The following is a 23,873-nucleotide window of genomic DNA, read 5'->3' on the forward strand; positions in this document are numbered from 1 at the left end:
TGAGTTAAACAGGGAACGATGATTGCAGTACACCTTTTTATAGGCATAAAATCATTAAGGGGCAGACATGGATAGTCCTTCACCACGAGTAAAAAGTGACGATTGCGCGAACGATAATCTTCATCACTTTTTAAACAAACAAACTCAAGAAAAGATCGCGAAGCATCCTTGCTATTCAAAGCAGGCTCATCAGTATGCTCGGATGCATTTACCAGTAGCTCCTGCTTGCAACATTCAGTGTAATTACTGTAATCGTAAATATGATTGCAGTAACGAGTCTCGTCCGGGGGTTGTTTCACACGTTATGGATAGCGCTGCTGCCCTCAAACAGTTTTCAACCATTAAAAAGCGCGCGCCCAATCTTACTGTTGTCGGTATAGCTGGGCCCGGTGATGCATTGGCGAATCCACAAGCGACGTTTAAAACTCTCCGAGATATATACAAAGCAGATCCCAATGTTCAACTGTGTATTTCGACCAATGGTCTGGCACTTGCAGAACATGTCGTAACACTTTCCGCTTTGGGTGTTAACCATCTCACCATTACGATTAATTGCATTGATGCTGAAATCGGTGAAAAAATTTACCCGTGGGTTTTTTACAATCGTAAAAGACTTAAAGGAAGAGCTGCTGCGCAAACGCTTATTGATCGCCAACTACTCGGATTACAACTAGCTGCGGAAGCAGGGATGCTGGTCAAAATCAATACGGTGCTTATTCCCGGCGTCAACGACCATCACATCTCTCAAGTTTCAGAGAAAGTAAAATCCCTCGGAGCGACATTACACAATATTATGCCGCTGATATCAGACCCGAGTCATGGCACCTATTTTGGGCTTAGTGGCCAACGGGGACCGACCGATAGTGAGATAGAAGCCGTTCGCGAGGAATGCGGCATTCATATGCCACAAATGACGCATTGTAAACAGTGCCGTGCAGACGCCGTGGGTATGCTTAATGACGATAGTGCTTCCCCGTGCAGCTCAACAAAATCGCCTTCAGTATATCGAGTCGCGGTGGCAAGTCATGGTGAAGCAAATATTGGGCTGCATTTTGGGCATGCCAAACGTTTTGAAATCTACCAATATGATAAACAGTCAGAACGATTCCTTTTCCAGGAGTCGCGTAATGTGGCTCAGTATTGTAAAGGCCCCAGCGAATGCGGGGATGAAAGTGATAAGGAAGCCTTGTTCGATACTATCGCCGACTGTCAGATGGTGCTCAGTGCCAGAATTGGGATTAGCCCTTGGCGAGAATTAGAAAAACGCGGAATAACTCCTAATGTTGACTTCGCGTTCCAGCCAGTCAGCACCAGTCTGGAAATCATTGCCAAACAGCACCAAACAAATTCTAAAGTAACGGAGGACAAGCATGAGCTTATTCATCAACGATAAATGTGTTGGCTGCCATGCCTGCATAACTGTTTGTCCAAATCAAGCGGTATATAAAACAGGCAGAGCTGAGAAACCATTTGCGATTCACAATAAAAGATGTAACGAATGTTCTTCTTTCTGGCATGAACCGCAATGTGCCAGCATTTGCCCTATCGAAGAGGCAATCGTCGACTGCGCCAATCTTCCTCTAAACCCTAGAGGAAGCTTAAGTCCGCAACCTTCCGGGGATTCTGTATAGTGCGAGATGATAAATACAACCGATACTGGCATCCGATTGTCCACTCTTATTTGAGTGGGCATTCTGCCCTTCCTCTGTATCTTGGTTTAGATAAGATCACTTTTATTCGGCTAATTCACGCAATAGGTGTAGAAGTTGATAGTACTGACTTCGAAACGATGCAGGCCGAGTTGCGTGGTGAGTTGATGGCGTTAAGAGCACAGGAACATGATCAACTCCACCAGCTATTGCAGGAAAACATCGACGAGTCGGTGCCCTTTGCGACGGAGATGGCTACCGTCATCTCCAGTGGCTGTATGGGAAGTCAGCACCTGTGGCATGATTTAGGCTTGCCTGAACGGCCAATACTCAGCCAGCTATTTTCAGACTACTTTCCGGACCTATCCGCACTCAACGTCAACAACATGCGGTGGAAACGATTTTTGTATCGCCAGCTATGCGAGAACGGTGGAGACTATGTATGCCGTTCGCCCAGTTGCGAAACTTGTTCGAGTTACAGCGAGTGTTTTGACACCACATCTCATTAGATGTTGAATCAGTCACCAGCTAGCTAGAAGCATATTGCGAGATCAGATTATTAATAGCGTACTTACTTGTCTTGCCGATTTTCTGCATTAATTTAAATGTCGGGCTCTCAATGTTTTTCAAGCGGAGTTCGTCTACCATTAACATCCACAACTTCGCTGTCATTTGTGAATCAGCCAAGGCACGGTGAAAAGTTCCATCATTTTCAATGTGTTTAAAATGAACTAAGTCACCTAATTTGTGAGTCGGTGCGTCCTGAATTAATCTCCTCGCAACTAACATGGAACAAGCGAATTGTTGAGAGTAACTCTTATTGATTCTGTCTAGCTCAGCATCGAGAAACCGCTTATCAAACGACGCGTTATGTGCAACAAGCGGACTGTTACCAATAAACTCAGAGAATTCCTCCATCACCTCTTCGCAGCTAGGCGCGGTCCGTAACATTTGATTGGTAATACCTGTATAACTCTCAATAAATCCACTGACTCTGAAACCCGGGTTCATTAACTGCTGAAAAGATTCCGTTACATGACCATCGACCAACCTGACCGCACCAATTTCAATCGCTCTGTCGCCCATATTCGGTGACAGGCCGGTAGTTTCAAAGTCAAGCACGACAACCGAACTCGCAGATGGGCACATATTCCAAGCCTTTATTTAGTTGAAAGCGCAATTATATACCCAAATGTGCGTTTAAGGGCACTAGCTAAGTGAAGCAAGTACAAAGAATGCAAACACAAAAAAGTGGAGGGTTCAGACCTCCACTTTTAATTAGTGAAAGAGATTTTCACACTCGGGCGTTATATCGTTTTGCTATTCCCAATCAAGACCTTCAGGTAAATCGGGAAGTGCCCAGTTATGAATGTAATTGATCACTCTTAACGAATCATCAGCCGCTTGTGTAAAGCCTCGTGCATAACCCGTATGCATTGGGTCCGCTGTAAATGCCTTAGGATTACCTGTTATATCAAGAAGAGGGACCACCTGGTATGACAGAGTTGAAATCATTCTTGGATAAACATCATCTCCAGGCTCAGCAGGCGCGACCCCAGGAAGTAACAAACCGACTTCTTTTCCACCGTACATATTGAAACGGTCATAACTATACCCACTAAAGTCGAAATATCCTCTTTCATTGGTATTCGAATTATCGTTATCCAAATTATTGATACCCAATATGGTATTGATATTAATAACAAGATCGAGAGTAATTTCGCCAAACTTATCTCCAGCGCCAGCTAAAAGTGCAGCCGCTGTATGCAAGTCTTCTGGGGTCAGTGTTTCAACACCGTTGCCGTTACTGGTCAAATGTCCGAGACCACCTAACTGATCATCACTTAAACCAAGCGTCGGTAGGTAGCCATTCAGCATCAGCGCTTTATAGAGCGCTAAATTTTCCAGTGGCGAATCGATGGTTTTGAATACATTATCTGAAACCTCTACCTCAATTCGTCCTGCGGGGTCAGTTCTGATACTAAGCGCACTGTTAATATTCGACATCGCTTCAAGGTAAGATGATTCGATCACATCGGCTGGCGATCTCGCCACACTTAATCGACCGAAGTCCACTTCTTCCCCATAACTTGCAAAAGCGTAGTCTTCATACCCCTCTAGGCTCTCGACAATTTCACAATCACTGTTAAGTGGAATGAGCATTAGCCCATCATCTGTTCGAAACTCTTCAGGTAACGCTGGAAGAGGTTCCCCGGTAAGTGCATCTGTAGCATCTTCATTCGCGATTGGCTGGAAGCAACCATTGTTATCTTGTGTCGGTACGTATATTGTTGCGCCTAACTCATCCAAATCCCAATCCCAGGTATATAGAACTGGCTCACCATTGTCATCACGAACAATGATCAACAAGTCACCATAAAGATCACCTTTACTCACACCCGGATTACTATTACCTCGGCCCGGCTTACCATCTTTACCCTGATTACCAGCCCAATCAGGTCGATCTGAACTATCATCAGCAGATTGAGCAAAAGGAGGCAACAAGAAGAATAATAGTGCAAACGCCATACTCACTAACATGAGTATATTTATGCTCATTTTTTTAATTGGTGTATAGCCTTTCATCATTTGCTCCTTAGCGCATGGTAACGCTCCAAATGCAATACATTGCAAAAACGAAAAAAGACTGCCTGACTATTTAAGTTTTAACACCACCAAATTAAATGTAGAGCAGAAAACATAAGCGATTACTAATATATCTAAGCGTTTTGATATGGATCAATTGAACATCAATTAAGTGCTTACTAAAGCGCGATAGCGTCGACACTGCAACGAATTGAAGGCCGCGGGATCTCCCTATTTAAAAGATCATGAACACGATTCGCGAAGCAAAACTCATATCAACTCAGACTCGCTAATCGAGCCGCAAAGCCCATAAAGAACATGCCAAGCAGACCATTACCCAACTTGGCCAAAAGTTTATTGTCCCTGAAGAGTTGAGTTAATGACGATCCCAAAAAGATAAGAGTGCTCAGGTAAATAATACTGAACAGTTCCAGGATGAATGCCAGAATCAGATAAGAAATCCACGTGTGTTCGTAAGTGTAATCAATAAACTGGATAAAGAACGAGACATAAAACAGAATCGCTTTCGGGTTGGTTAAACTTAACGTCAACGACTTAGCGAACACATTTTCTTTCTTTTTAGGACGAGCCACCTCCGACTCCCCTCCATCATTTTTACTTATCAGTTGATGGATGATTTTTATCCCTAAATAAAGTAAATACACGGCACCAAGGTAGCGAATAATAGTAAATAAAACGGGAGAAGCCTGAATCAATGAAGCGACCCCGAGATAGGAAAGTAAAATCAAAATCGCGTCGCCAATAAGTACACCTGAAGCAGCTTTGTAACCCGCCTTAACACCCAGAGACGAGCTGGATTTAAGCACATAAAGAGAGTTTGGACCTGGCGCGAGGATTATCATTGTTAACCCAACCAAATACGTCCATATATTAATTACGCCAAACATCTCCAACATGACGAGCAACCTTCTTTATAAAACCATCGAGTGAATTGACGAGGTATAACGTAAACCTTTGGCAAAGTCTATCTCCATGCAATGAAAACGAATGTGCAACGAAGCTTATACCTACTATAAACATGGGTCCTGGAAAAATTGGTACAGTGAAAGTTATAAACCCAAGAGACTTCGCGATGCAGGATGCAGGATTCAGAGCGGGGTTGTTTGGATATAACGACATCATTCTAGCTTTTGGAAGCCAAAGGAGTAAGATATGCAATCTCGCCATTAACACCAATGCTAATAATCTGAAATCAATGTCAAAATCAAAAACCACAACCTTATTGGTCATCAGCATATTACTGCTTTCTATCAATTTACGTGCGCCTTTCACCAGCTTAGCGCCGTTAATTGCGCAAATTATGGAAAGTTTGCAGATTTCAGCAGTGAGCATGGGTATTATCTCTTCAACTCCTCTCATTATGTTTGCTTTGGCCTCCCCTTTCTGTCCCAAATTAGGCAGCAAATTAGGTTTAGAAAAGTCGGTTTGTTTTGCGCTGATACTCATTGCGCTTGGTGTGATAATTCGCTCATTTGGTCACTTTCACTGGTTATTCATCGGGACCATGCTCATTGGCTTGGGCATCGCTGTTGGCAATGTTTTAGCTCCTGCGGTAATCAAATCTTCATTTCCCGGACGAATAGCCACCATCACGGCGCTTTATGGTATATCAATGGGTGTTGGTTCAACGTTGAGCGCTGCGAGCATGGTGCCTATAACTAGCATGGTTGATGATTTATCTGTCGGCTGGCGAATAGCGTTAGCTGGAAACTTGATTTTCCCATGTTTAGCACTGTTGTTTTGGTTGCCTCGCTTAGCTGAGAGCAAAACCCGTAGCAGAAGTAAGAATAAAGATTACTACCCATTGAAAAAGCTTATGCGCCAGTCTCTTGCATGGTTCTTTACTTTTGCCTTAGGTTTAAATTCTTTTACTTTTTATACTTTTGCTGGATGGCTACCCAAAATTCTTGCAGAGTTAGGCTATAGCGAGTTAGAAGCTGGTTATGTTTATGGCTTTTTGCAATTTTCCACCATGGTGCCGGGATTGTTTCTTATACCTATCATGGCGCGTTGCAAAAACATTGCACCTTTATTTGTCGGTGCTGCGCTATTAAATGGGGTTGGTGTCAGTGGTCTTATGCTGGCACCTCAATGGGCGATATTCTGGGTTGGAGTGTTTGGGTTAGGCAACTGCGCAACCTTTATTTTAGCGCTGTCTATTTTAGGTCAGATATCCGTTACTTCCACGCAAGCTGCGACCTTATCAGGAATGGCTCAGTCCATAGGTTACGCACTTGCAGCGGTCGGTCCAGCTTTTGTCGGCATGATTTACTCCCAAACTCAAACATGGTCGTTGCCACTGACTATCATTGCCGTAGCCGCTTTTTTGTGCGCTCTATTTGCTCTCCTAACCACTCGCAAAGGCCATTTGGCTGAGGATTAATTGAACTCCCAAGCGGTTCGAGTCGTTTTAGGCAATTGCAATTCGTCAAAACTACTCGCGTTGAGCAAAATGACTTCAATCTCTTCGGTAATCTCTTCCCGGCGTAAAATATTACATTGCTGGGTCAATTCATCCGCTTTACTTTCAAGGTGCTTAACGGCACCTTCAAGGTGCGTGATCCGATTGTAATTTTCCTCTAATAACGAGGTATAGAATATTTCATGTAACGCCGTAAAAAGAAATTGCTCGGCAACTTTTATCAAAAAGTCCGCTGGAGATAAATTGAGTTCTGGGGGAGACGGAAAACTCGGCAGCTGTGGCTGATTCTGCTGAAATGGTGGTAATAATTTTTTTACGATAATCCCCTGCTCGCCGCTATGGTAAAGACTATATAGACTCATCAACGGCTGTTGCTGCTGCAATTCTGTCAGTATCTGAACAGATTGCTCAAGGACGCTAGGCACATCTTCGACAACATTGGGACCATCAATTTGCGCATAGACGTTTACATCGTCTTGCATTAAGTTACAGAGTTTACGGCCAACAATGATTAACGTTGGCTTTACGTTGGATGGAATATCTAAAAGCTGATCCATATAATCCAACAACTCCTGATTGAAATCACCACAGAATCCCCGCTCGGATCCAATTAAAAGATAAACGGGGATTAGTTCAGATTCTTTTAATAACGTTCCGGGGTAAAAACTAAGAAAGTCGTTCGCCGCTGAACTGATGACATCGATCGCACGATGTTGAGTCTCAAGGAAAGCGCCCAACTTATGCGTTTCCATATAAGCCAACATTTTCATGGCATCTAAGATTTTTATAATTTCGTTCAGACTATGATGGTGATTGTCCAGATCCAGGCGTCGGCTCATAACGTACTGTCCTGTTTGGTATTAAGAGATAACCATTGAGTAACCGCTACACTCCACTCATCTCTGGGGCTATCAAGGGTAAGACCGGAAGACTTCACTTGCTGTTGAAGAATACTAAGAAGCGACGCCACTTCTTTTCGTTCGCAATTCTTGAAATGTCCATCATTAAAAGCCACAAGCCATGCTAGTTGAAAAGTCTCGTGAAGCGGGGAAAATTGATCCTGTTTGAGGATCTCTCTCAATATCAAGCCACGTTGAATCGCTTCTTCCATCGAAGCTTCAAGTCGGGCTCCAAAGCGGGTGAAACTCTCAAGCTCCAGAAACTGCAGGTAGTGTAATTTCATACTTCCGGCTTCTTCCTTGATTCTGGGATGTTGTGCTTGCCCCCCAATACGAGAAACCGAACGGGCAATATCAATAGCCGGACGGAAGCCCGCTGAAAACAGCCCCCGTTCCAAATAGATTTGCCCGTCAGTAATGGAAATTAAATTGGTCGGGATATAATCCGCTATCTCGCCCTGTTTGGTCTCAACGATGGGCAACGCTGTCATACTGCCACCACCATGAGACGGACTCAGGCAGGTCGTTCGTTCCAATAATCCAGCGTGTACTGAGAAAATATCACCGGGATAGGCTTCCCGCCCAGGAGGACGCCGCAGAAGCAATGATAATTCCCGGTAGATTTTGGCATGCGTGCTGAGATCATCATAGACAATGAGGACATCATGCCCTTGCTGCATCCAATACTCAGCAATAGCACAACCGGCAAATGGCGCTATATGCTGCAACCCCGGAAGGCTGCTCGCCTCAGCAACGACTACTGTTGTGTACTCCAGCGCACCAAACTCTCTTAATATCTCAATCGTCTTAATGACGGTAGAACGCCTTTGCCCAATAAGCACATAAACGCAACGTACATTTCTGTCTCGTTGATTAATCACGGTATCGAGAGCAAGCGCACTTCTGCCAAGGCCTTCGTCACCAATAAGCAGCTGCCTCTGTCCTTTACCTACCGGGATTAAGGTATCAATGATCTTGATACCCGTATATAAAGGCGCATGGACGAAATCACGGCTGATAATAGGAGGAGATAATGTATCCAGGTGCATCCATGCAGAAGGGATGGGAGGCGCTTCCCCGTCATGCGGAATTCCCAGTGGATCAATCACCCGGCCAAGCAATCTGTCACCGACAGGAACACTTAAAGAGTGCCTGGAAAGATGAACAGAGGTTCCGGCGGTCAACTGACTGGTTTCATGCAACAGAACTGCACTTAACAGCTCTTCCGTCAGGTCAAAAACCATTGCCCGACTGCCATCCTCCATCGTTAAAATATCATTCACCGCAGCCGAAGGAAGCCCGGATATTCTGGCGATGCCATCTCCGATGGAACGCACCACGCCCCGTTCTTCAAGACGTAACCCTGGCTTATAATCCTTGAGCCACATTGCCTGCCGGGTCAACGGGCTATTGAGTTCGTCTTCATCGGGTAACATAGGCAAACTCCATAAACCCTTTTAAATCATCTCTTATATTGGCACGCAGACACCAAGCCCCTATGGCTATAAACAATCCAGCGATCAACTCAGGGTTCTCATCATATTGCACAGGGATGGATAATTGACTGACGGTCATCAGCGCCTTTTCTAACTCCTGCCGCTTCTCTTCAGGTATTGGATAAGCACTGCTTACCTCAATAACTTCAGGCACAACGCCCCACTGATGGAGCAAATTGGCTGCATCATCATGGGAAAGCGAGGCTAAGTCCTGCAACAGGATATCCAACAGCCGGCTCTCCAGCTCTGGCCCAGACGCCCTGCTAAGCAAGGAAGTCGCAAATTGAGCGCTCTGTTGTAATGCCTGTTGTTCACTATCACGAATCATTTCCATACGTTGGCGGGATTCAGCAACCTCAGCTTTTTTCTTTTCCTGTTCAAAGAACTGCTTCAACTGCTCTAACCGAGATGTTCTTTCTGCATCAATTTCTCTGGCCAGTTCCTCTTTTGCCTGCTGACGCTCACGCTCCCAATTCGCCAGGCGATTTTCATACTCATCTTTTAGTGCTGCCGATTCATCATTCAGGCGTTGGGATTCACTTAGCTGATCATCAATACCGGCCTGGCGCTGACTAATAACAGCCATCACAGGCTTAAACAGAAAGCGTTTGAGAATCCAGATCAACACCAAAAAATTGATGATTTCCAGAACAAAAGTAGTCCAGCTAAACTCCACAGTAATTGCTCCTCAATATCGGTGATAAACCATCATAGAGTGGCTAGCCGACGCTATTTTATAAGGTATTCAAGCAATGGATTACGGAATAGCACAATCAACACAATAACGAGCACATAAATGGCCAATGACTCTATCATTGCCAGCCCGATAAAAAGCGTCCGCATAATTGATTTTTCTGCCTCAGGCTGACGTGCCAGAGCATCCATCGCCCGACTCACAGCCCACCCCATGGCTATCGCTGGTGCCAAGACCCCAATAGAAATACCGATAATGGCAACAGCGGTGGAAGTCAGAACAAAAGTAGATAATTCATTCATTAGTGGCTCCTTCTTGTTGCTGTTGTTGATATTGTTGATATTGTAGGCTGCCCGCTATATAGATGAGTGCTAGCATGCCGAAGATATAAGCCTGAACTAATGCTTCAATGACATGGAGCATTAAAATTGGAACGGGAGCCAGAAATCCCGCCACCATCAGAAATAGCAAGGCCGCCATTTCCAGACTCATCATGTTGCCAAATAATCTCACCGCTAACGCAACCGTGCGGGTGACTTCGCCGATAAGATGAAACGGCAATAGAATCGGGCTGGGTTTTACATAATGGGTTAAATATTGCTTTATCCCTTGCAGACGAATGCCATACCAGTGTGTCGAAAGAAAAACGATGATTGCCAGAGCAGAGGTAGCCGATAAATCACGTGTTGGGGAATGAATGCCCGGAATAAGCCCACTCAGATTAGCAATAACAAGAAATATCCATAGGCTGCCAATAAACGGCATCAGGCTTTTTACATGCTGAGGAGCGACTTCCCTAATCACATTTTCAATACTGGCGATCATACCTTCAATAGCAGTCTGCATTAGTCCGGGTTTTATCGATAAATTGTGTGACAAAAACCAGGCAAACAGCCCAATGACGCCTATGATTCCCCATGTTGTGACTACTGTGTTATCTATCATAGTTACAGTCTCACTGAGTTAGTCTTCGCCGTTAAAATCGATGGCATTATTGCCGAATCAAAAGATAGACATTAACCATCCCGACCATCACGCCGAGCAAGATAAAACTGATTGTCCAGCGAACCGAATATCCCTCAATCATACTGTCTATCCAATGACCGAGGTATGCGCCGCCCACAATGGGTAACACAAGCACTAACCCCAGTGTCCCAAGATAGATAGTTTGGCCGATAAGGGTATGCCGATCACGCTCGGCTCTCTTAATACGATCAACCTGACTCTCGGTTTTCTTTTTTAAATCATCAAGTTTAGGCATGGCACTAAATTGTCTCTCTCTTACCTATTTTCCACAGACGCATAAATACTTCTTCTTCCATGCGATGCAGACTGTCTTTAAACGTCTGTGACTTCTCTTCTTCTGCAAACAATTGTTGCTCCAGAGCCTGGCTAATACGGCTATAATCGTCATCCAGAAAAAAGCGGTAAGTACATAATGTTAGGATGTTATTTTTAAAATAGAGCACCCCTCCCGCCGCTGCCAGGTATTTCCAGTCTCCGTCACCTGTGCGGTACTTGGCGATTCCCGTAGAAAGTACTGTCATAAAACGACTGTGATTCGCCAGCAATCCGAAGCTACCCGTTTGGTCTTGACCAACAAAACTAGTCACATCCTTAATTTCTTCTGCATGCGTTGCATCCAGCAGGCAGAGCATGAAACTTTTCATCGTGGCTGGCTCTCCATACTCCCCCGCATATAACAGCGCTCTTCCGGTACTTCATCGTAGCGACCAAGCAGAAAATTTTCACAATCATCCAGGGTACTTTGTAGCGGCACTGACACACCCGGCATACCTGTATGTACTGCCGTGGTACAAAATGGCTGGGTCAGATAACGCTGGAGTTTGCGGGCGCGCATGATGATGGTGCGATCAGCCTGAGACAGCTCCCCTACACCTAACATGGTGATAATATCCTCTAGCTCATGATAACGAGCCAAATGCTCGCGAACGCCTTCTGCAATACTGTAGTGGCGTTCGCCTAACGTATGCCTGTCCATAAGCTTATTGCTTGACTGCAGAACATCGACTGCAGGATAAATACCTTTACCCGCTTGTGCCCGGGATAACATAACTGTGCTATCAAGGTGACTAAGGATGGTACTGACCGCTGGATCGGTCATATCATCAGCCGGAACATAAACAGCCTGCACCGAAGTGATGGTTCCATTTTTCGTAGAAAGAATGCGGTCCTGAATCTCAGCAATATCGGTCGACAGTGTAGGTTGGTAGCCGACGGTCGCAGGCATTCTGCCGAGCAAACTGGATACTTCACTGCCCGCCTGCACGAAGCGGAATATATTATCCATGACAAACAGAACATCTTTTTTCAGCGTATCGCGCAGGTATTCCGCATAGGTCAGAGCCGACAGTCCGATCCGAAAACGAACGCCCGGCGATTCGTCCATTTGCCCGAACACCATTAATGTCTGTGGCAGTACCCCTGCATCTTGGATAGCGTGCCAAAGTTCATGACCTTCGCGTATGCGTTCACCAATTCCGGAAAAAACCGACACGCCCTGATTTAATGAAGCCATCGCGTGCATGAACTCCATAATTAACACCGTTTTTCCTACACCTGCCCCACCGAGTAATCCTGTTTTCGCGCCCTCAATGAAAGGACAGAGAAGATCGATAACTTTGATTCCGGTTTCTAACACTTTTCCGGCACCGACAGATTCATGGATGGCAACTGGCGCACTGTGGACATTGCGATACATTGACGTCTTGAGTTCACTACCGCCATCCAGCGGCTCACCAAAAATATTGAGCAGACGACCAAGGCAATCCGGTGTTACCGGGACATGAAGAGAAGCACCGGTATCATAAACGGTGACCCCACGATGCAAAGAAGAGTTTTTATGTAGAATAATGGCGCGGATGTGATGCTTATCCAGATGTTGGTGGACCTCAAACAAATAGGTTTCATTATCAACATTCGCACACAAGGCCTGATGCAAGGGAGGTAACACATCACAGTCAATCACGGTGACTGGACCGTGGATCTCAGTAATGACTCCAATGGGGATATGCTTCCGTCCTGACTTCATCATTTATACCTCTGATTAGGGACTGTTGCCCCTAGGCATAGTTGCTTTAAGCAATTCTATTAACGAATGATTTCCGGCTTCAGTTTTTAGTATAGGGTATACCGATTTAATTTGAGGTAATGTTATCTACCAAAAGTATCAACATATAGTTGCAGTAATGACGTTCCCATCGGCCAGCCAGTTCAGGAAAATCGCTGACACACGGATTGTCAGTTTGCTTACACCGGATGTTCCGGCTTGAATATCGGCTTCTTGTCTCAGCTATCGTTCCCAGAATTATCCGTATGCTGATTCACGGCTTTTCCTCCAAACTGTTGGCGCAGTCGGTTTAATTCGTGCAAACGTTCGTTCACCTTGCCGTTAACACTCATCGCCGGATACTGTCCGTCGACCGCTTCCCCAATAGGCAAATTAGTAAGCAGTATCATGGCCTGATCGACATGCTCAATTGCCCAAATATGGAACAAATTCTCCCGGACTGCTGCGCGGACATCTGCCCGCAACATCAGGTGGGGAATATTCGCCGCAGGAATGATCACCCCATGCTCTCCCTTGAGCTTACGCGCCTGACATATTTCGAAAAATCCTTCAATTTTCTCGTTGATGCCACCGACCGCCTCAATCAGGCCATGCTGATTGACCGCCCCGGTGATGGCCATTGATTGTTTAAGCGGTATCTGACCAATTGCCGATAATAATGTGCACAATTCCGCCGCGGAAGCACTATCCCCTTCCACACCGCCGTAGGATTGCTCAAAGGCCAGTGAAGCACTCAGTGATAACGGTTGACTCTGACCATAACGCTCACCAAGAAACCCGCTCAGAATCATCACGCCTTTAGAGTGAATCGAACCTCCCAAATCCACTTCGCGCTCAATGTCGAGTATCTGCCCGTCGCCGAGTCGTATGGTTGCCGTTATCCGTGAGGGCATGCCAAATGGGTGATCGCCAGCCGCCACAACTGATAGCGCGTTGATCTGACCTACCGCGAAGCCCTCAGTGTCAATCGTCCGAATCCCTCGCAACACACTTTCCTGATGACGCTCCTTGAGATAGCTGACCCGACGCCTCTGAGCTTCTACTGCGGCTTCGACTGCCTCCGCGGTGATCGCTTTCTCTTCACGCTGTTTCGACCAATAATCCGAATCACGCAATAGATCCGTCAGCGAATTCATGTGCAAGGACAACCTTTCCTGATCGGCCATCATCCGGCTGCTGCATTCGATCACTCGGGCCACCGCTTCCCGTGCCAAAGGGCGCAACTTTTCCCGTGTCTGCACTGTTTTAATCAGTTGGGCATAGAGCGTTATCGAAGCCTCATCCCAAGGCAGTTCTTCTGAAAAATCAGCCTGAACCTTAAATAATAAGCTAAATTCAGGATCATAATATTTGAGCAAATAGTAGAGCATCCGACTGCCACAAAGTACTACTTTCAAGTTAAGCGGTACCACTTGCGGTTCAATTGAGGTAGTAGTGGCCACGCTCAACATTTGTTCCAGAGACTGGATCCTAATTTGACCGGATCGCAATGCGCGCTTGAGCGAGTCCCACAACAAGGGACGGTCAACCAACCGGGCTGCATCCAGCACCAAATAGCCACCATTAGCACGATGCAGCGCACCGGGTTTAATCAACATAAAACTGGTATATAAAGTACCGGCATGGCTAAGGTGTTCCACTCGTCCCACCAGATTCGATACTGTCGGGGTATCCTCGTAAATCACTGGCAGCCCGTCGACACCACTGTTATCCACCAGCAAATTCACCTGATACTCTGTGAAGTACTCTGCCACTTTCTCACTTTTCTGCTCTTCCGCCAGACTACTCAGGACTTGTTGAAAACGATCAATATTATCGATGAGGTCTCGTTTGAGGCTCTGTAGATAGTCAATCACAGGCTGGTACGCGCCAAACTTTTGTTCCAGTTCAAGAAACAACTGGCTGATGGTGATGGCGACGGTTTCTCGCTGTAACTCTTTGATAGCCTGCAGACTTTGACGACGCCAGACGGGCATGTCCCGGGAGATCTGGTTCAGCTCCTGACGCAATGCTTTCAGATTGGTCTCAATCTGCTCCCGCTGAGCCTCCGGCAGTTTACGAAACGCCTCCTGATTCAAGATTTCCCCATCAAGTTCGGGTAGAAAAGTGTAACCGGTCGGGATTTTCTTCAGGATAATATGATGCTCATCCGCATGGGATTCCGCTGTAGCAAAAGCCTGGTGACAACGCTCTGTGTAATCAGCTTGGAGTGCTTGCGTTCGTGCCTGAAGTTCATCACTCTGCAGTGTTTCCGGGATCGCCTGAACCAGATATTCCACCAACTGGTGCACGTTCTGTCGCAGCCGTCGTCCATCCCCAGCCCGAAGCTTTAATGCCAATGGTTGTTGTGGATGATCGAAGTTATTGACATAACACCAGTCATCAGCCGATGGGTAATCCCGCGAGCGGCTCTGCAGAAGTCGCTCGATCAGAGTATGTTTGCCTAAGCCAGTTGAGCCAGTGACAAAAATATTGTATCCGACATGAGGCATATCGAGCCCAAAATTCAGAGCTTCCATCGCCCGGCCCTGTCCCAGCGGCTCAGCCAGTGGATCCAATTCATCGGTGGTCTCAAAATTCAGCTGGTTGAGATCGCAGACATGATAAAGCTGCTCCTCCGTCAGAGATAGGCGTTTGTTTAGCATAGGACGCTCCGAAACCTTGAATTAATTCGGGAATTTTTATTCCAGTGTAGTACACGCAGCGTCACCTAAACCGGAAGTAGCATTCGTTTCGTGAGACAGAGCGAAACCTGATGATCCCTTAGGTAGAAGATACCGGATACGCGGCTGGAGCTTATTTTAATAGAATTCCGTAAAACAATATTATTTTCGCATTAATATGGACCACTCATATACTAAGAATAAAGCTGGAAAAATTACTGTTATATAACTTTGCCTATTAGTGAGTGTTATGGAATATCGTGATTATTATGCAATTCTTGGTGTTCCCCGTGATGCAACGCTTGCGGACATTAAACGCGCCTATAAAAAGTGCGCGCGAAAATACCACCCGGATGTGTCAAAAGAAGCCGATGCAAAGCAACAATTTATTCAGGCGAAAGAAGCATACGAAGTCCTGAAAGATCCTAAAAAGCGCGCGGCTTATGATGAGCTTGGTGAAGACTGGACATCTGGTGAGGAATTTACAGCGCCACCTAACTGGAAGCGTAATTTTCAGTTTTACAGCAATGGTTCCACCCAAGGCGATCCCGGCGCATTTTCTGATTTTTTCGAGTCGTTGTTTGGCGGTTCTTTCAGAAGCGAACCTTTTCATTCTCGTTATACGTCTGGTGATCACGCCTTCACAGCGAAGGGCGAAGATTTACATGCCAAAATAGAGATAGATATCGATGACAGTTTTCATGGCGCAGTAAAAACCCTAACCTTACCAAATTCTTCGCCCAGCAAAGACCATACTCAAACTATTAACCTACGTATTCCAAAGGGAATAAGGGAAGGACAACAAATTCGTATCGGGGGTAAAGGTTTACCGGGCTATTCAGGTGGCACTCCTGGAGATTTATATCTTGAGATAAGCTTTCGCCAACATCCATTCTATCGTGTGGAACAAAAAAACCTGTGTCTGACACTTCCTATTACACCATGGGAAGCGGCATTGGGGGCGAAAGTAAAACTACGCACGCCTATGGGATCAATCGAAGTCACTGTTCCTGCCAATTCAGCTTCCGGACAAACTCTGCGCCTACGTGAACGTGGACTGCCTGGAAAAAATCCAGGTGATATGCTGATTAAACTCAACATTGTATTACCTAAAGTGACAACTGAAGAAGAAAAAGCGCTGTTCCACCAGATGCAAGATTTGATGCCCTTTAACCCCCGCGGCCAATTAGGTGTCTAGCCATGAAGAAGAAAATTACTCCAAATCAGCTCGTAATTTCTGTTGCTGGTGAATACGAGCCGACTCTGACACTAGCTGAGTTTTGTCGAGCATGTGATGAGCCAGTTGAATGGGTAATCGCTCTGGTTGAAGAAGGTGTATTAGATCCGCAAGGTGACAGACCAATCCATTGGCTATTTGCAACATCCAACTTACGCCGCGCCCTTCGAGCACAACGAATGCAACAAGACTTAGGGTTAAACATGCCCGGTGTTGCAGTTGCCCTTGATCTTCTTGATGAGATAGAACGACTGGAGCGTAAGCTCAACAAGCTTCGTTAAGATAATTACCACTCAAGGAAAAATTTAAATATCTAATTCGAAACTTGTCATGGCAGATTAGTCATTATTTTAATAATGCTTATTTATTAGCCTTAATCAAACCAATTCCGCATAGTATTAGTAAAACAGCAGTTATTGTAGATACAAATAATATTCGAGAACCAAATATCCAAACGTGTCCAAATGGGTAACCTGCCACTAGATAGAGGTGGATAATGGAGGCAGCGATAACTATTAGGTAAATTAACGGTACGGTAATAAAAAGCCAAGCTACCGTTTTCATCAAAAAAGTCAATTTAGCGATTACCTTTACAGTGGAATACAACGTGAGCGACTAACTTTCGTGCTTATGATTTGAATCCAACATCCTTTGGATTTCATCTTCTCCAAGTGGCTGGTTGAACTTAATTCTCAGGCTCTCATTCCATTCTTTATGGAAGTCTTTTTGTAGATACATATTAATACACAAGGTTATAGCCATTGCGATAAACGCACCGATACTTGCGAGTAGCATATCTTTGTGAGCGTCCCATATATCGCCCTGTGTTCCGAGATAATTCATTCCCAGATCACCGCCAAACAGTTCTGCCGCACCCCACTCAAAGAGCTCAAACATCATGGATGTCGCCATGGTCAAATCTAATGGAAAGAAATACCCCCAAAATCCAGATGTATTGGCAACACGACAATATAACTCTCTAATGGGGTACGCTAGTAGAAGCCCGTATGAGAAGTGGATAAACCGGTCAAAGTGGTTTCTTTCCCAACCCATAGATTCATTGAGACTAAAACCCAGATTGTTTATCAGGAAATCATCATAAGGCACTCTCGCGTAGGTATAGTGCGCGCCAACCTCATGCAAACACATGAAAATGAATATTAATGTGTAAGATACTCTCGACATCGGAAAATGGCGGTAAGAGAAAGCCATAACAATCACAAAAACAGCCACCAAGGCATTTTCCAGAGCCCAGTCTGCACGGTCATATGGTGATATTGAGAGTGCTATAAATTCAAAGGCAAAGAGTATTGATAAGAAAACAAAATAGCGATTGTGTGTTTGTCTCATTCTAAGTCCGCCCTTGCTCTCTCCATTATTATTAGTATAGAAAGTAGTGGTCTGATCAGCGAACTTTACGAAACAACAGGCTTATTAATTTTATGCACCCGCACACACATTTGGTGCATAAATGTACTGATTCTGCTAACTCGCGCAAGAGAACGTAACATTAATTTTGCAACACCTTTAATAATGCATAATCATTCTGCCAATCCACATGGCTCGATGCTAAATAAATCTGTAATACGATCAAGCGATTTGCGCATAGCTATTACCATTTTCACTCACTCTCGAAAAGAATTATGCATACTAGACCGAATACTCCTGTTGGCGTGACTCTCAATATCATCGGGTCAGCCCTCTTTGCTGCTATGTTCGCTTACACGTCTTTACTTGGTGAACTTGATGGAGAGGAAATATATGGATGGCGTATTTTAATTACTGTCCCACTTTTAACGGTTTTTATTCTCGTCAACGGCAAATGGCCCCAAGTCGTGGCTATCTTTGAGCGAATATTACAATTCGACGTAACATTCATTCTTACTCGTCTCATCGCATCTTTTTTAATTGGAATTCAGTTATGGCTGTTTTTGTGGGCACCTATAAACGGCTATGGTCTTGCGGTATCACTTGGCTACTTTATGATGCCCATCACTTTGGTTTTGGTTGGACGCTTAGCATTTAACGATCAAATGTCTCGCTTTCAAAAGCTGGCCTTTTTTTTCGCCGTACTTGGCATTCTCAATCAAATGCTGATATCTCAGACGCTAGCCTGGCCTACTCTGGTCGTGTGCTTGGGTTACCCAATCTATTTTTGGCTACGACAAAAAACCGACACAAACAATATTGGTGGTGTCTGGTTTGACATGATGCTAAGCCTACCAGTCAGCCTCTACTTTATCTTTGAAAGTGGGTACATTCTTCAAGAGCTCAACGTAAGTTCTGACCTTCTCTGGCTAATCCTGGGGTTAGGGTTAATCAGCACATTAGCACTCGCATTTCAGTCTCTGTCAGCGCCTCACTTAAACTTGAGCTTGTTTGGCCTGTTGGTTTATGTTGAACCAGTTCTCCTCGTTGTGGTTGCTATTTTGCTGGGCGAGAGCATCTCAGCGAAAGAATGGCCTACGTATATTGCCATTTGGCTGGCCGTTCTTGTGCTGATGTTCGAGGGCTATCTGAGTTTAAAGAAAGCGAAGTATTAAATGGTGGGTTTAATAAATCACAGAAAACGCATCCCTCGCCACTTAACGTAATTGAAATGGCTAAGCGTAGGATCATGAGCACCTGACTATAAATAATGAGTGCTTATAGTCGGTCATTTTGCATCCAGAACTACCGGAATGATTGAATCTTCCAGCTCTTCTGACTTCCAAATAGCTTGCTCTTGTTTCCGCTTTTCATGCAGCGCTTCAATAAGCTGACGGTCTAACTTTGCAAAGTACATGTCTTCCTCAGCTTTACCTTTCAGGCGAAGTTTTTCTGTGAAGTCCATTGTAGCGACCTCTTCATCATGACTAACTACCGAAAGTATAGATGAACAGATAAAGGTGGTATGTGATACCAAACAAATGGTCTACATGAAAATTAAATGTATTGTCCCTAACAAATTGCCACTGCTTTAATCAAAGCCCAAACACGCTTGCCTTTATGCAAATCAAGCTCATGCTGAGATTTAATCGTGATTCTAGCGAGTAATCGCTTTTGGTTTTCCAGCCCCAGAACCACTAAAGCTTCGCCAGTTTGAATCGATGCTGACTCAATTTCGACAATCTTTGCTGGTAATCGGTTGAGTACAGTGGTCGCCATTGGTTCATCCAATGCAATGCCCACATCACTTGCCAAGATGCGGCATCTCTGACATTCACCGATATTAGCAACTTCACCGGGAACAAACAGAGTGACACCGTCACATTCGAGTTCGGTCATTCCGTACTTTTCAAGGCGGCTTGTCACTGTGGTATCAAAGATACTCCCCATCTCTTCTCCGAACAGATGACTAAACTTAGCATCAGACATGATTTGTTGAGCGCCGCCACTGGCGATAATATTGCCTTGATTAAACAACACGACATGATCAGCCAATCTTGCAAGTTCGTGCACCGAATGAGTGACATAAATAATCGGCAGATCCCACATCCTCTGGAGTCGTTCCAGATACGGTAAAAACTCTGCTTTTCTTGCATGATCCAGTGCCGATAACGGTTCGTCCATTAACAGCAACTGAGGTTGTGTCAGTAACGCTCGCGCGATGGCTACGCGCTGTTTTTCACCTCCCGACAGTTGTGATGGATAGCGATTCAGCATTGTACCGATACCCAATAATTGCAGGATACTTTCGCGATCGAACAACGTTGGCTCGGTTTTTACTCTCTGTTCTGCATACTCAAGATTTTGATTAACGTTAAGATGGGGGAACAGACTTGGTTCCTGGAAAACATAGCCAATTCGGCGCTTATAGGTCGGAATGAAGGTTTGCCCGTCCCAGCTTTGCCATTGTTCTGTATTGATACGAACATCACCTTGCTCAACTCTTACCAGGCCAGCAATCGCCCGCAGACAAGTAGTTTTACCACATCCGGAGTGCCCGAACAGTACGGTTACGCCTCGGCTGGGCAGTTCCAAATTAGCCTCAAGCTGGAAGTCATCATAAGCAATATTCAGTCTGGCAGTGATTACACCTTCATTCCCAGAAACAGTCGGATTGAACATACAATTCTCCCTACTCCATTCTGACTTTATGAAGATTGTTGAGCCAATGTATCAACAACAGCGCCAGAAAAGAAAACCCGACTAATCCAGCAGATAAAATATGAGCGTTAAGGTACTCTAGCGCTTCAACATGATTATAAATTTCGACCGACATTACCCTTGTTTGTCCCGGTATATTTCCCCCGATCATGAGTACGACACCAAACTCCCCCAACGTATGGCAAAAGCCCATGACAGCAGACGACAAGACTCCGGGCCATGCTAAAGGCAAAGTAACCGTCACGAAAGTGTCGAGGGGAGATGCACGTAATGTAGAGGCGACTTCCATTGGCCTCCTACCGATTGCAGAGAAAGAATTTTTAAGCGGTTGAAGGACGAACGGCAACGAATGTACGGTGCACGCTACCGCTATACCTGTAAAGGTAAATGGCAACTGCTGCCAACCCAGTTTGTAAAAGATTTGTCCGATACTACCCTGTGGCCCAAGCAGGACTAAAAGGTAAAAACCGAGAACCGTCGGTGGTAGTACCAAAGGTAAAAGCAAAATAGATTCGATCACGGGCTTAAAACGCGATTTGCCATGACAGAGCCACCACGCCGTAGGGACACCAATCACTAACAATGCACACGTTACAACTAAAGCGAGCTTCAGTGTGGTAATAATCACTAAACCATCCAATGGCGATCCCCTTACTCTTTGTCTCAGTCAGTCACATACCCAAAACTAGTGATAATATTTTTTGCGCGTTCGCTTTTCAGGTAGTCGACAAATTGAGTGACGCTTTCTTTACCTTTAGCCGACTTCAACGTTACTGCATCTTGTTTAATGGCTTGATGGTCGCTGGCAGGCACTTGCCAAACGCTGCCAGACTGAAATTCTCCCTGTTGATAAACTTGAGATTTGGCCAGCAACCCGATTTGTGCATTACCCGTAAAAACGAATTGATAGGTCGCATTCAGTCCTTTACCTACCACGAGTTTGTTTTGCACATCATTCCATTTTTGGTATTTCTCAAGCATCTGCTGAGCGGCTAATCCATAAGGCGCAAGCTTTGGATCAGCGATCGCCAGGTACTGAAAATTGGCAGAAAATAGATCTGCTTTTACGTCAATATTCTCCGCCGGAGACCACGCCACTAAGACGCCTTGTGCGTAGGTAAACTCATCTTCGGCCAGTTGCCGTTCAACCAGCAATTGAGGTCTCGTTTGATCCGCAGAAAAGAACAAATCAAATGGCGCTCCGTTGATGATTTGCGCGTAAAGTTGACCAGTTGAACCCGTACTGATCTCAACTTCATCACTGTGCAGTTGCTTGTAATCACTTACAAGCGCCTTCATCGGACCATAGAAGTTATTCGCAACCGCAAGTGTCAGCGTCTGACTAAAAGCAGCGGTAGAGAACAGTGAAAGAGCTAAGCAACATTGAATATACTGAAATTTTTTAACCATAATTTTAGCCTTGCGTTTCTAACAACTGTGTTAACCATTGCTTTTGTATGTATGCTCTGGCACGTTGTTGATGTTTTTGCTTTAGGTATGGGTAAGCTTGCTCAAATGACACCTGACCAGCCGGTTTGACTGAGTGGACGCGAACCAAATGGAAACCAATTTCCGTTTCGATCACTGAACTAATTTCCATCAGATCAAGAAGTGGCAGCTGCTGAACAATTTGCGGGAAAAGCTTTGGCTCTTCACACCATCCCAAGTAACCATCATTTACTGCACTCGGGCATTCAGAATATTTAAGTGCTACTTGAGAAAAGTCCCACTCCTTTAACTCTTGCTGTGCTGCCAGAATACGAGTAAAGGCAGGCTTTCGGTGATTTTCTTCAAAATCTGTATTCACCGTGACCAATATTTGGCTCAGTTCCCACAGGCTTGGCCTTACAAATTTTTCCTGGTTGGCTTGATAATGCTCGAAAGCCGCTTCTTCACTGAGTTCAGGAACATCATTACTTACGAGTTCCAAAATTTTATTGCAGCGAAGCTCATCCTTTAACGCCAGACTAAGATCACTTTCCGATAACTTCTGGCCTCGCAGCGCACGATAAAATTCTTCTAAGCTTGGATACCCCTCCTTCACTGCATTCATCGCATCTTCTAACTCATTGTCATGAATATAGGTTTGAGTACCGAGTTCAGATCCGAGTACTGCGGCTTGAATTCGAAACAAATGAGCTACCTGAGCATCGACATCCTGTCGTTGCTGATCACTCAACCATTCCGGGTTTAATTTAAATCTTTCTGTCGCCACTTTCGCTGTAAGGTAGTGGCGTTGATAGGCTTCCATGCTGACACTCCTATGCCTCTATTGGGGTTAATCGGGTAGCGTCTAATCTGATAGTGTGGTCACCGAACTTAACTTCGTAATTCACCGAGCCATCGTCCAAATTTCGGTGTGCCCGGTATACTTCGATTACGTCACCTTTAGACGCTAGCGGTTTGCCAAACATCACCAAGCTGCACGTTAGTTTTGCTTTATCCAAAGATCGAAATAGGCAAGGTACCCAAGGTAATGTGGCGTCAATGATTTCACTGTCTCTCACACCAACGACTTTATTTTCGGCTTCGATATAGACCTGATAAATGAGCTGTGTCTGTAAAAAATAACCGCAGCTGCGAACGATACCCGTACTTCCGGCTGTAACCAGCAAGTCTCCCTTGTCCCGATCTTGAAAACTGCCATCATTACGAATATTTCTCACGACTCTTACTTCTTTACCCGGCTCAAAACGGGGCATGTTTATCTGCATATTGACTCCGTTTGATCACAGTCCAACTGACACGACGCACAAGCACTTTGATTGACTGTAGGAAGTCGCCCGTGTGTAATTTGTCCATAGGCCATCGATAATGCACTGCGATAATCATCGTACTTATCTGACGCCTTCTTAGCGGTTAATAACTGTCGGCAAAGCCGCAACAAGGGAATATGCTTGCTTTGCACAATCTCACTGTCGTAATCAATGGCAAAGTATTCTAAAAAGTCCTCGACACTCTCGAGTTGCTCAAGATCTTCGATGAGCACATTTTTTTCAGTGATGTCCATATCATTCATTCCTAAG

The 23,873-nt window shown here is 45.1% G+C and carries 27 protein-coding genes; 7 read left to right on the forward strand and 20 right to left on the reverse strand.

The genetic code is table 11. From position 1 onward, the window contains the following. Positions 1-67 precede the first annotated feature (67 nt). Genes nifB through ACWYU8_RS06670 form a run of 3 tightly spaced genes read left to right on the forward strand, consistent with a single transcriptional unit; the run spans position 68 to position 2,158 of the window. Entirely contained in the window at positions 68-1,393 is a 1,326-nt protein-coding gene (nifB, locus tag ACWYU8_RS06660) for a nitrogenase cofactor biosynthesis protein NifB (RefSeq protein ID WP_457518226.1), read from the forward strand. Beyond that, positions 1,371-1,631, forward strand: a complete 261-nt coding sequence (locus ACWYU8_RS06665) for a 4Fe-4S dicluster domain-containing protein (RefSeq protein ID WP_457518228.1) — start codon at positions 1,371-1,373, stop codon at positions 1,629-1,631. The genes nifB and ACWYU8_RS06665 overlap by 23 nt, the downstream gene beginning before the upstream one ends. Beyond that, on the forward strand, positions 1,631-2,158 hold the full coding sequence (locus ACWYU8_RS06670; protein ID WP_457518230.1) for a nitrogen fixation protein NifQ: 528 nt from the start codon (positions 1,631-1,633) through the stop codon (positions 2,156-2,158). The genes ACWYU8_RS06665 and ACWYU8_RS06670 overlap by 1 nt, the downstream gene beginning before the upstream one ends. A gap of 19 nt (positions 2,159-2,177) precedes the next feature. Here the strand turns inward: ACWYU8_RS06670 and ACWYU8_RS06675 are convergent, their stop codons facing one another. The 3 genes from ACWYU8_RS06675 to leuE all read right to left on the reverse strand — a co-directional run bounded on the left by ACWYU8_RS06675 (position 2,178) and on the right by leuE (position 5,152). Next, positions 2,178-2,798 carry a 3'-5' exonuclease gene (locus ACWYU8_RS06675; RefSeq protein ID WP_457518232.1) on the reverse strand — a complete coding sequence of 207 codons (621 nt, stop codon included), beginning with the start codon at positions 2,796-2,798 and terminating at the stop codon, positions 2,178-2,180. A gap of 171 nt (positions 2,799-2,969) precedes the next feature. Beyond that, positions 2,970-4,238 (reverse strand): hypothetical protein, encoded by a 1,269-nt coding sequence (locus ACWYU8_RS06680; RefSeq protein WP_457518233.1) that lies wholly within the window; start codon positions 4,236-4,238, stop codon positions 2,970-2,972. A 272-nt stretch (positions 4,239-4,510) separates the two neighbouring features. Next, positions 4,511-5,152: a leucine efflux protein LeuE gene (gene leuE, locus ACWYU8_RS06685; RefSeq protein ID WP_457518235.1), complete on the reverse strand. Its 642-nt coding sequence runs from the start codon at positions 5,150-5,152 to the stop codon at positions 4,511-4,513. Between the two features lie 176 nt (positions 5,153-5,328). Between leuE and ACWYU8_RS06690 the strand changes: the two genes are divergently transcribed. Continuing rightward, on the forward strand, positions 5,329-6,639 hold the full coding sequence (locus ACWYU8_RS06690) for an MFS transporter (protein ID WP_457518237.1): 1,311 nt from the start codon (positions 5,329-5,331) through the stop codon (positions 6,637-6,639). Here the strand turns inward: ACWYU8_RS06690 and ACWYU8_RS06695 are convergent. The 9 genes from ACWYU8_RS06695 to ACWYU8_RS06735 all read right to left on the reverse strand — a co-directional run bounded on the left by ACWYU8_RS06695 (position 6,636) and on the right by ACWYU8_RS06735 (position 15,503). Then, a complete protein-coding gene (locus ACWYU8_RS06695) occupies positions 6,636-7,517 on the reverse strand; it encodes a F0F1 ATP synthase subunit gamma (protein WP_457518239.1) in 882 nt (293 codons plus the stop codon). The two genes, ACWYU8_RS06690 and ACWYU8_RS06695, sit on opposite strands and share 4 nt — an antisense overlap. Continuing rightward, on the reverse strand, positions 7,514-9,013 hold the full coding sequence (locus tag ACWYU8_RS06700) for a F0F1 ATP synthase subunit alpha (RefSeq protein WP_457518241.1): 1,500 nt from the start codon (positions 9,011-9,013) through the stop codon (positions 7,514-7,516). The genes ACWYU8_RS06695 and ACWYU8_RS06700 overlap by 4 nt, the downstream gene beginning before the upstream one ends. Beyond that, positions 9,000-9,749, reverse strand: a complete 750-nt coding sequence (locus ACWYU8_RS06705; RefSeq protein ID WP_457518243.1) for a F0F1 ATP synthase subunit delta — start codon at positions 9,747-9,749, stop codon at positions 9,000-9,002. The genes ACWYU8_RS06700 and ACWYU8_RS06705 overlap by 14 nt, the downstream gene beginning before the upstream one ends. A gap of 53 nt (positions 9,750-9,802) precedes the next feature. Beyond that, the gene (gene atpE, locus ACWYU8_RS06710; protein WP_014234581.1) at positions 9,803-10,069 is read right to left on the reverse strand and encodes an ATP synthase F0 subunit C; all 267 of its coding nucleotides are present in this window, start codon (positions 10,067-10,069) and stop codon (positions 9,803-9,805) included. Beyond that, complete coding sequence (locus ACWYU8_RS06715; protein WP_457518245.1) at positions 10,062-10,712, reverse strand: F0F1 ATP synthase subunit A; 651 nt, start codon at positions 10,710-10,712, stop codon at positions 10,062-10,064. The genes atpE and ACWYU8_RS06715 overlap by 8 nt, the downstream gene beginning before the upstream one ends. Positions 10,713-10,758: 46 nt before the next feature. Further along, positions 10,759-11,028: an AtpZ/AtpI family protein gene (locus ACWYU8_RS06720; RefSeq protein ID WP_457518247.1), complete on the reverse strand. Its 270-nt coding sequence runs from the start codon at positions 11,026-11,028 to the stop codon at positions 10,759-10,761. A 4-nt stretch (positions 11,029-11,032) separates the two neighbouring features. Next, complete coding sequence (locus ACWYU8_RS06725; RefSeq protein WP_457518249.1) at positions 11,033-11,425, reverse strand: F0F1 ATP synthase subunit epsilon; 393 nt, start codon at positions 11,423-11,425, stop codon at positions 11,033-11,035. Between the two features lie 8 nt (positions 11,426-11,433). Continuing rightward, positions 11,434-12,822 (reverse strand): F0F1 ATP synthase subunit beta, encoded by a 1,389-nt coding sequence (gene atpD / locus ACWYU8_RS06730; RefSeq protein WP_457518251.1) that lies wholly within the window; start codon positions 12,820-12,822, stop codon positions 11,434-11,436. 254 nt (positions 12,823-13,076) lie between these two features. Further along, positions 13,077-15,503: a Lon protease family protein gene (locus ACWYU8_RS06735; RefSeq protein ID WP_457518253.1), complete on the reverse strand. Its 2,427-nt coding sequence runs from the start codon at positions 15,501-15,503 to the stop codon at positions 13,077-13,079. A 268-nt stretch (positions 15,504-15,771) separates the two neighbouring features. On the opposite strand from ACWYU8_RS06735, the gene ACWYU8_RS06740 reads away from it, so the two are divergent. Further along, a complete protein-coding gene (locus tag ACWYU8_RS06740) occupies positions 15,772-16,719 on the forward strand; it encodes a DnaJ C-terminal domain-containing protein (protein WP_457518255.1) in 948 nt (315 codons plus the stop codon). Between the two features lie 2 nt (positions 16,720-16,721). Beyond that, complete coding sequence (locus ACWYU8_RS06745; protein ID WP_457518256.1) at positions 16,722-17,039, forward strand: chaperone modulator CbpM; 318 nt, start codon at positions 16,722-16,724, stop codon at positions 17,037-17,039. A 334-nt stretch (positions 17,040-17,373) separates the two neighbouring features. Here the strand turns inward: ACWYU8_RS06745 and ACWYU8_RS06750 are convergent, their stop codons facing one another. Beyond that, positions 17,374-18,108, reverse strand: coding sequence for a DUF2238 domain-containing protein (locus ACWYU8_RS06750; protein WP_457518258.1), 735 nt, complete (start codon positions 18,106-18,108; stop codon positions 17,374-17,376). A gap of 293 nt (positions 18,109-18,401) precedes the next feature. On the opposite strand from ACWYU8_RS06750, the gene rarD reads away from it, so the two are divergent. Then, a complete protein-coding gene (gene rarD, locus ACWYU8_RS06755) occupies positions 18,402-19,301 on the forward strand; it encodes an EamA family transporter RarD (protein WP_457518260.1) in 900 nt (299 codons plus the stop codon). 113 nt (positions 19,302-19,414) lie between these two features. Here rarD and ACWYU8_RS06760 read toward each other — a convergent pair whose 3' ends face one another. From ACWYU8_RS06760 to ACWYU8_RS06790, 7 genes are all read right to left on the reverse strand, one after another. Continuing rightward, positions 19,415-19,591 (reverse strand): hypothetical protein, encoded by a 177-nt coding sequence (locus tag ACWYU8_RS06760; RefSeq protein WP_457518262.1) that lies wholly within the window; start codon positions 19,589-19,591, stop codon positions 19,415-19,417. 107 nt (positions 19,592-19,698) lie between these two features. Beyond that, positions 19,699-20,808 (reverse strand): molybdenum ABC transporter ATP-binding protein, encoded by a 1,110-nt coding sequence (gene modC / locus ACWYU8_RS06765; protein WP_457518264.1) that lies wholly within the window; start codon positions 20,806-20,808, stop codon positions 19,699-19,701. A gap of 10 nt (positions 20,809-20,818) precedes the next feature. Next, complete coding sequence (modB, locus tag ACWYU8_RS06770) at positions 20,819-21,487, reverse strand: molybdate ABC transporter permease subunit (RefSeq protein ID WP_457518265.1); 669 nt, start codon at positions 21,485-21,487, stop codon at positions 20,819-20,821. A 23-nt stretch (positions 21,488-21,510) separates the two neighbouring features. Then, on the reverse strand, positions 21,511-22,257 hold the full coding sequence (gene modA / locus ACWYU8_RS06775; RefSeq protein ID WP_457518267.1) for a molybdate ABC transporter substrate-binding protein: 747 nt from the start codon (positions 22,255-22,257) through the stop codon (positions 21,511-21,513). Between the two features lie 4 nt (positions 22,258-22,261). Beyond that, the gene (locus ACWYU8_RS06780; protein ID WP_457518269.1) at positions 22,262-23,098 is read right to left on the reverse strand and encodes a peptidylprolyl isomerase; all 837 of its coding nucleotides are present in this window, start codon (positions 23,096-23,098) and stop codon (positions 22,262-22,264) included. A gap of 10 nt (positions 23,099-23,108) precedes the next feature. Continuing rightward, positions 23,109-23,561, reverse strand: a complete 453-nt coding sequence (locus ACWYU8_RS06785) for a nitrogen fixation protein NifZ (protein WP_457518271.1) — start codon at positions 23,559-23,561, stop codon at positions 23,109-23,111. Next, positions 23,552-23,857 (reverse strand): nitrogenase-stabilizing/protective protein NifW, encoded by a 306-nt coding sequence (locus tag ACWYU8_RS06790; RefSeq protein WP_457518273.1) that lies wholly within the window; start codon positions 23,855-23,857, stop codon positions 23,552-23,554. Before ACWYU8_RS06790 ends, ACWYU8_RS06785 begins: the two co-directional genes overlap by 10 nt. Positions 23,858-23,873: the final 16 nt, after the last annotated feature.

This window comes from Vibrio limimangrovi, assembly GCF_054064025.1.

Coding starts and splice junctions, on each gene's coding strand:
- ACWYU8_RS06735 (WP_457518253.1), bottom strand. CDS start 15,503: ATGCTAAACAAACGCCTATCTCTGACGGAGGAGCAGCTTTATCATGTC.
- ACWYU8_RS06700 (WP_457518241.1), bottom strand. CDS start 9,013: ATGTTACCCGATGAAGACGAACTCAATAGCCCGTTGACCCGGCAGGCA.
- ACWYU8_RS06715 (WP_457518245.1), bottom strand. CDS start 10,712: ATGATAGATAACACAGTAGTCACAACATGGGGAATCATAGGCGTCATT.
- ACWYU8_RS06790 (WP_457518273.1), bottom strand. CDS start 23,857: ATGGACATCACTGAAAAAAATGTGCTCATCGAAGATCTTGAGCAACTC.
- ACWYU8_RS06665 (WP_457518228.1), top strand. CDS start 1,371: ATGAGCTTATTCATCAACGATAAATGTGTTGGCTGCCATGCCTGCATA.
- ACWYU8_RS06675 (WP_457518232.1), bottom strand. CDS start 2,798: ATGTGCCCATCTGCGAGTTCGGTTGTCGTGCTTGACTTTGAAACTACC.
- ACWYU8_RS06740 (WP_457518255.1), top strand. CDS start 15,772: ATGGAATATCGTGATTATTATGCAATTCTTGGTGTTCCCCGTGATGCA.
- ACWYU8_RS06680 (WP_457518233.1), bottom strand. CDS start 4,238: ATGATGAAAGGCTATACACCAATTAAAAAAATGAGCATAAATATACTC.
- modA (WP_457518267.1), bottom strand. CDS start 22,257: ATGGTTAAAAAATTTCAGTATATTCAATGTTGCTTAGCTCTTTCACTG.
- atpD (WP_457518251.1), bottom strand. CDS start 12,822: ATGATGAAGTCAGGACGGAAGCATATCCCCATTGGAGTCATTACTGAG.
- ACWYU8_RS06690 (WP_457518237.1), top strand. CDS start 5,329: ATGCAGGATGCAGGATTCAGAGCGGGGTTGTTTGGATATAACGACATC.
- ACWYU8_RS06695 (WP_457518239.1), bottom strand. CDS start 7,517: ATGAGCCGACGCCTGGATCTGGACAATCACCATCATAGTCTGAACGAA.
- rarD (WP_457518260.1), top strand. CDS start 18,402: ATGCATACTAGACCGAATACTCCTGTTGGCGTGACTCTCAATATCATC.
- ACWYU8_RS06720 (WP_457518247.1), bottom strand. CDS start 11,028: ATGCCTAAACTTGATGATTTAAAAAAGAAAACCGAGAGTCAGGTTGAT.
- ACWYU8_RS06760 (WP_457518262.1), bottom strand. CDS start 19,591: ATGGACTTCACAGAAAAACTTCGCCTGAAAGGTAAAGCTGAGGAAGAC.
- ACWYU8_RS06785 (WP_457518271.1), bottom strand. CDS start 23,561: ATGCAGATAAACATGCCCCGTTTTGAGCCGGGTAAAGAAGTAAGAGTC.
- ACWYU8_RS06780 (WP_457518269.1), bottom strand. CDS start 23,098: ATGGAAGCCTATCAACGCCACTACCTTACAGCGAAAGTGGCGACAGAA.
- ACWYU8_RS06745 (WP_457518256.1), top strand. CDS start 16,722: ATGAAGAAGAAAATTACTCCAAATCAGCTCGTAATTTCTGTTGCTGGT.
- ACWYU8_RS06750 (WP_457518258.1), bottom strand. CDS start 18,108: ATGAGACAAACACACAATCGCTATTTTGTTTTCTTATCAATACTCTTT.
- atpE (WP_014234581.1), bottom strand. CDS start 10,069: ATGAATGAATTATCTACTTTTGTTCTGACTTCCACCGCTGTTGCCATT.
- ACWYU8_RS06725 (WP_457518249.1), bottom strand. CDS start 11,425: ATGCTCTGCCTGCTGGATGCAACGCATGCAGAAGAAATTAAGGATGTG.
- modC (WP_457518264.1), bottom strand. CDS start 20,808: ATGTTCAATCCGACTGTTTCTGGGAATGAAGGTGTAATCACTGCCAGA.
- nifB (WP_457518226.1), top strand. CDS start 68: ATGGATAGTCCTTCACCACGAGTAAAAAGTGACGATTGCGCGAACGAT.
- leuE (WP_457518235.1), bottom strand. CDS start 5,152: ATGTTGGAGATGTTTGGCGTAATTAATATATGGACGTATTTGGTTGGG.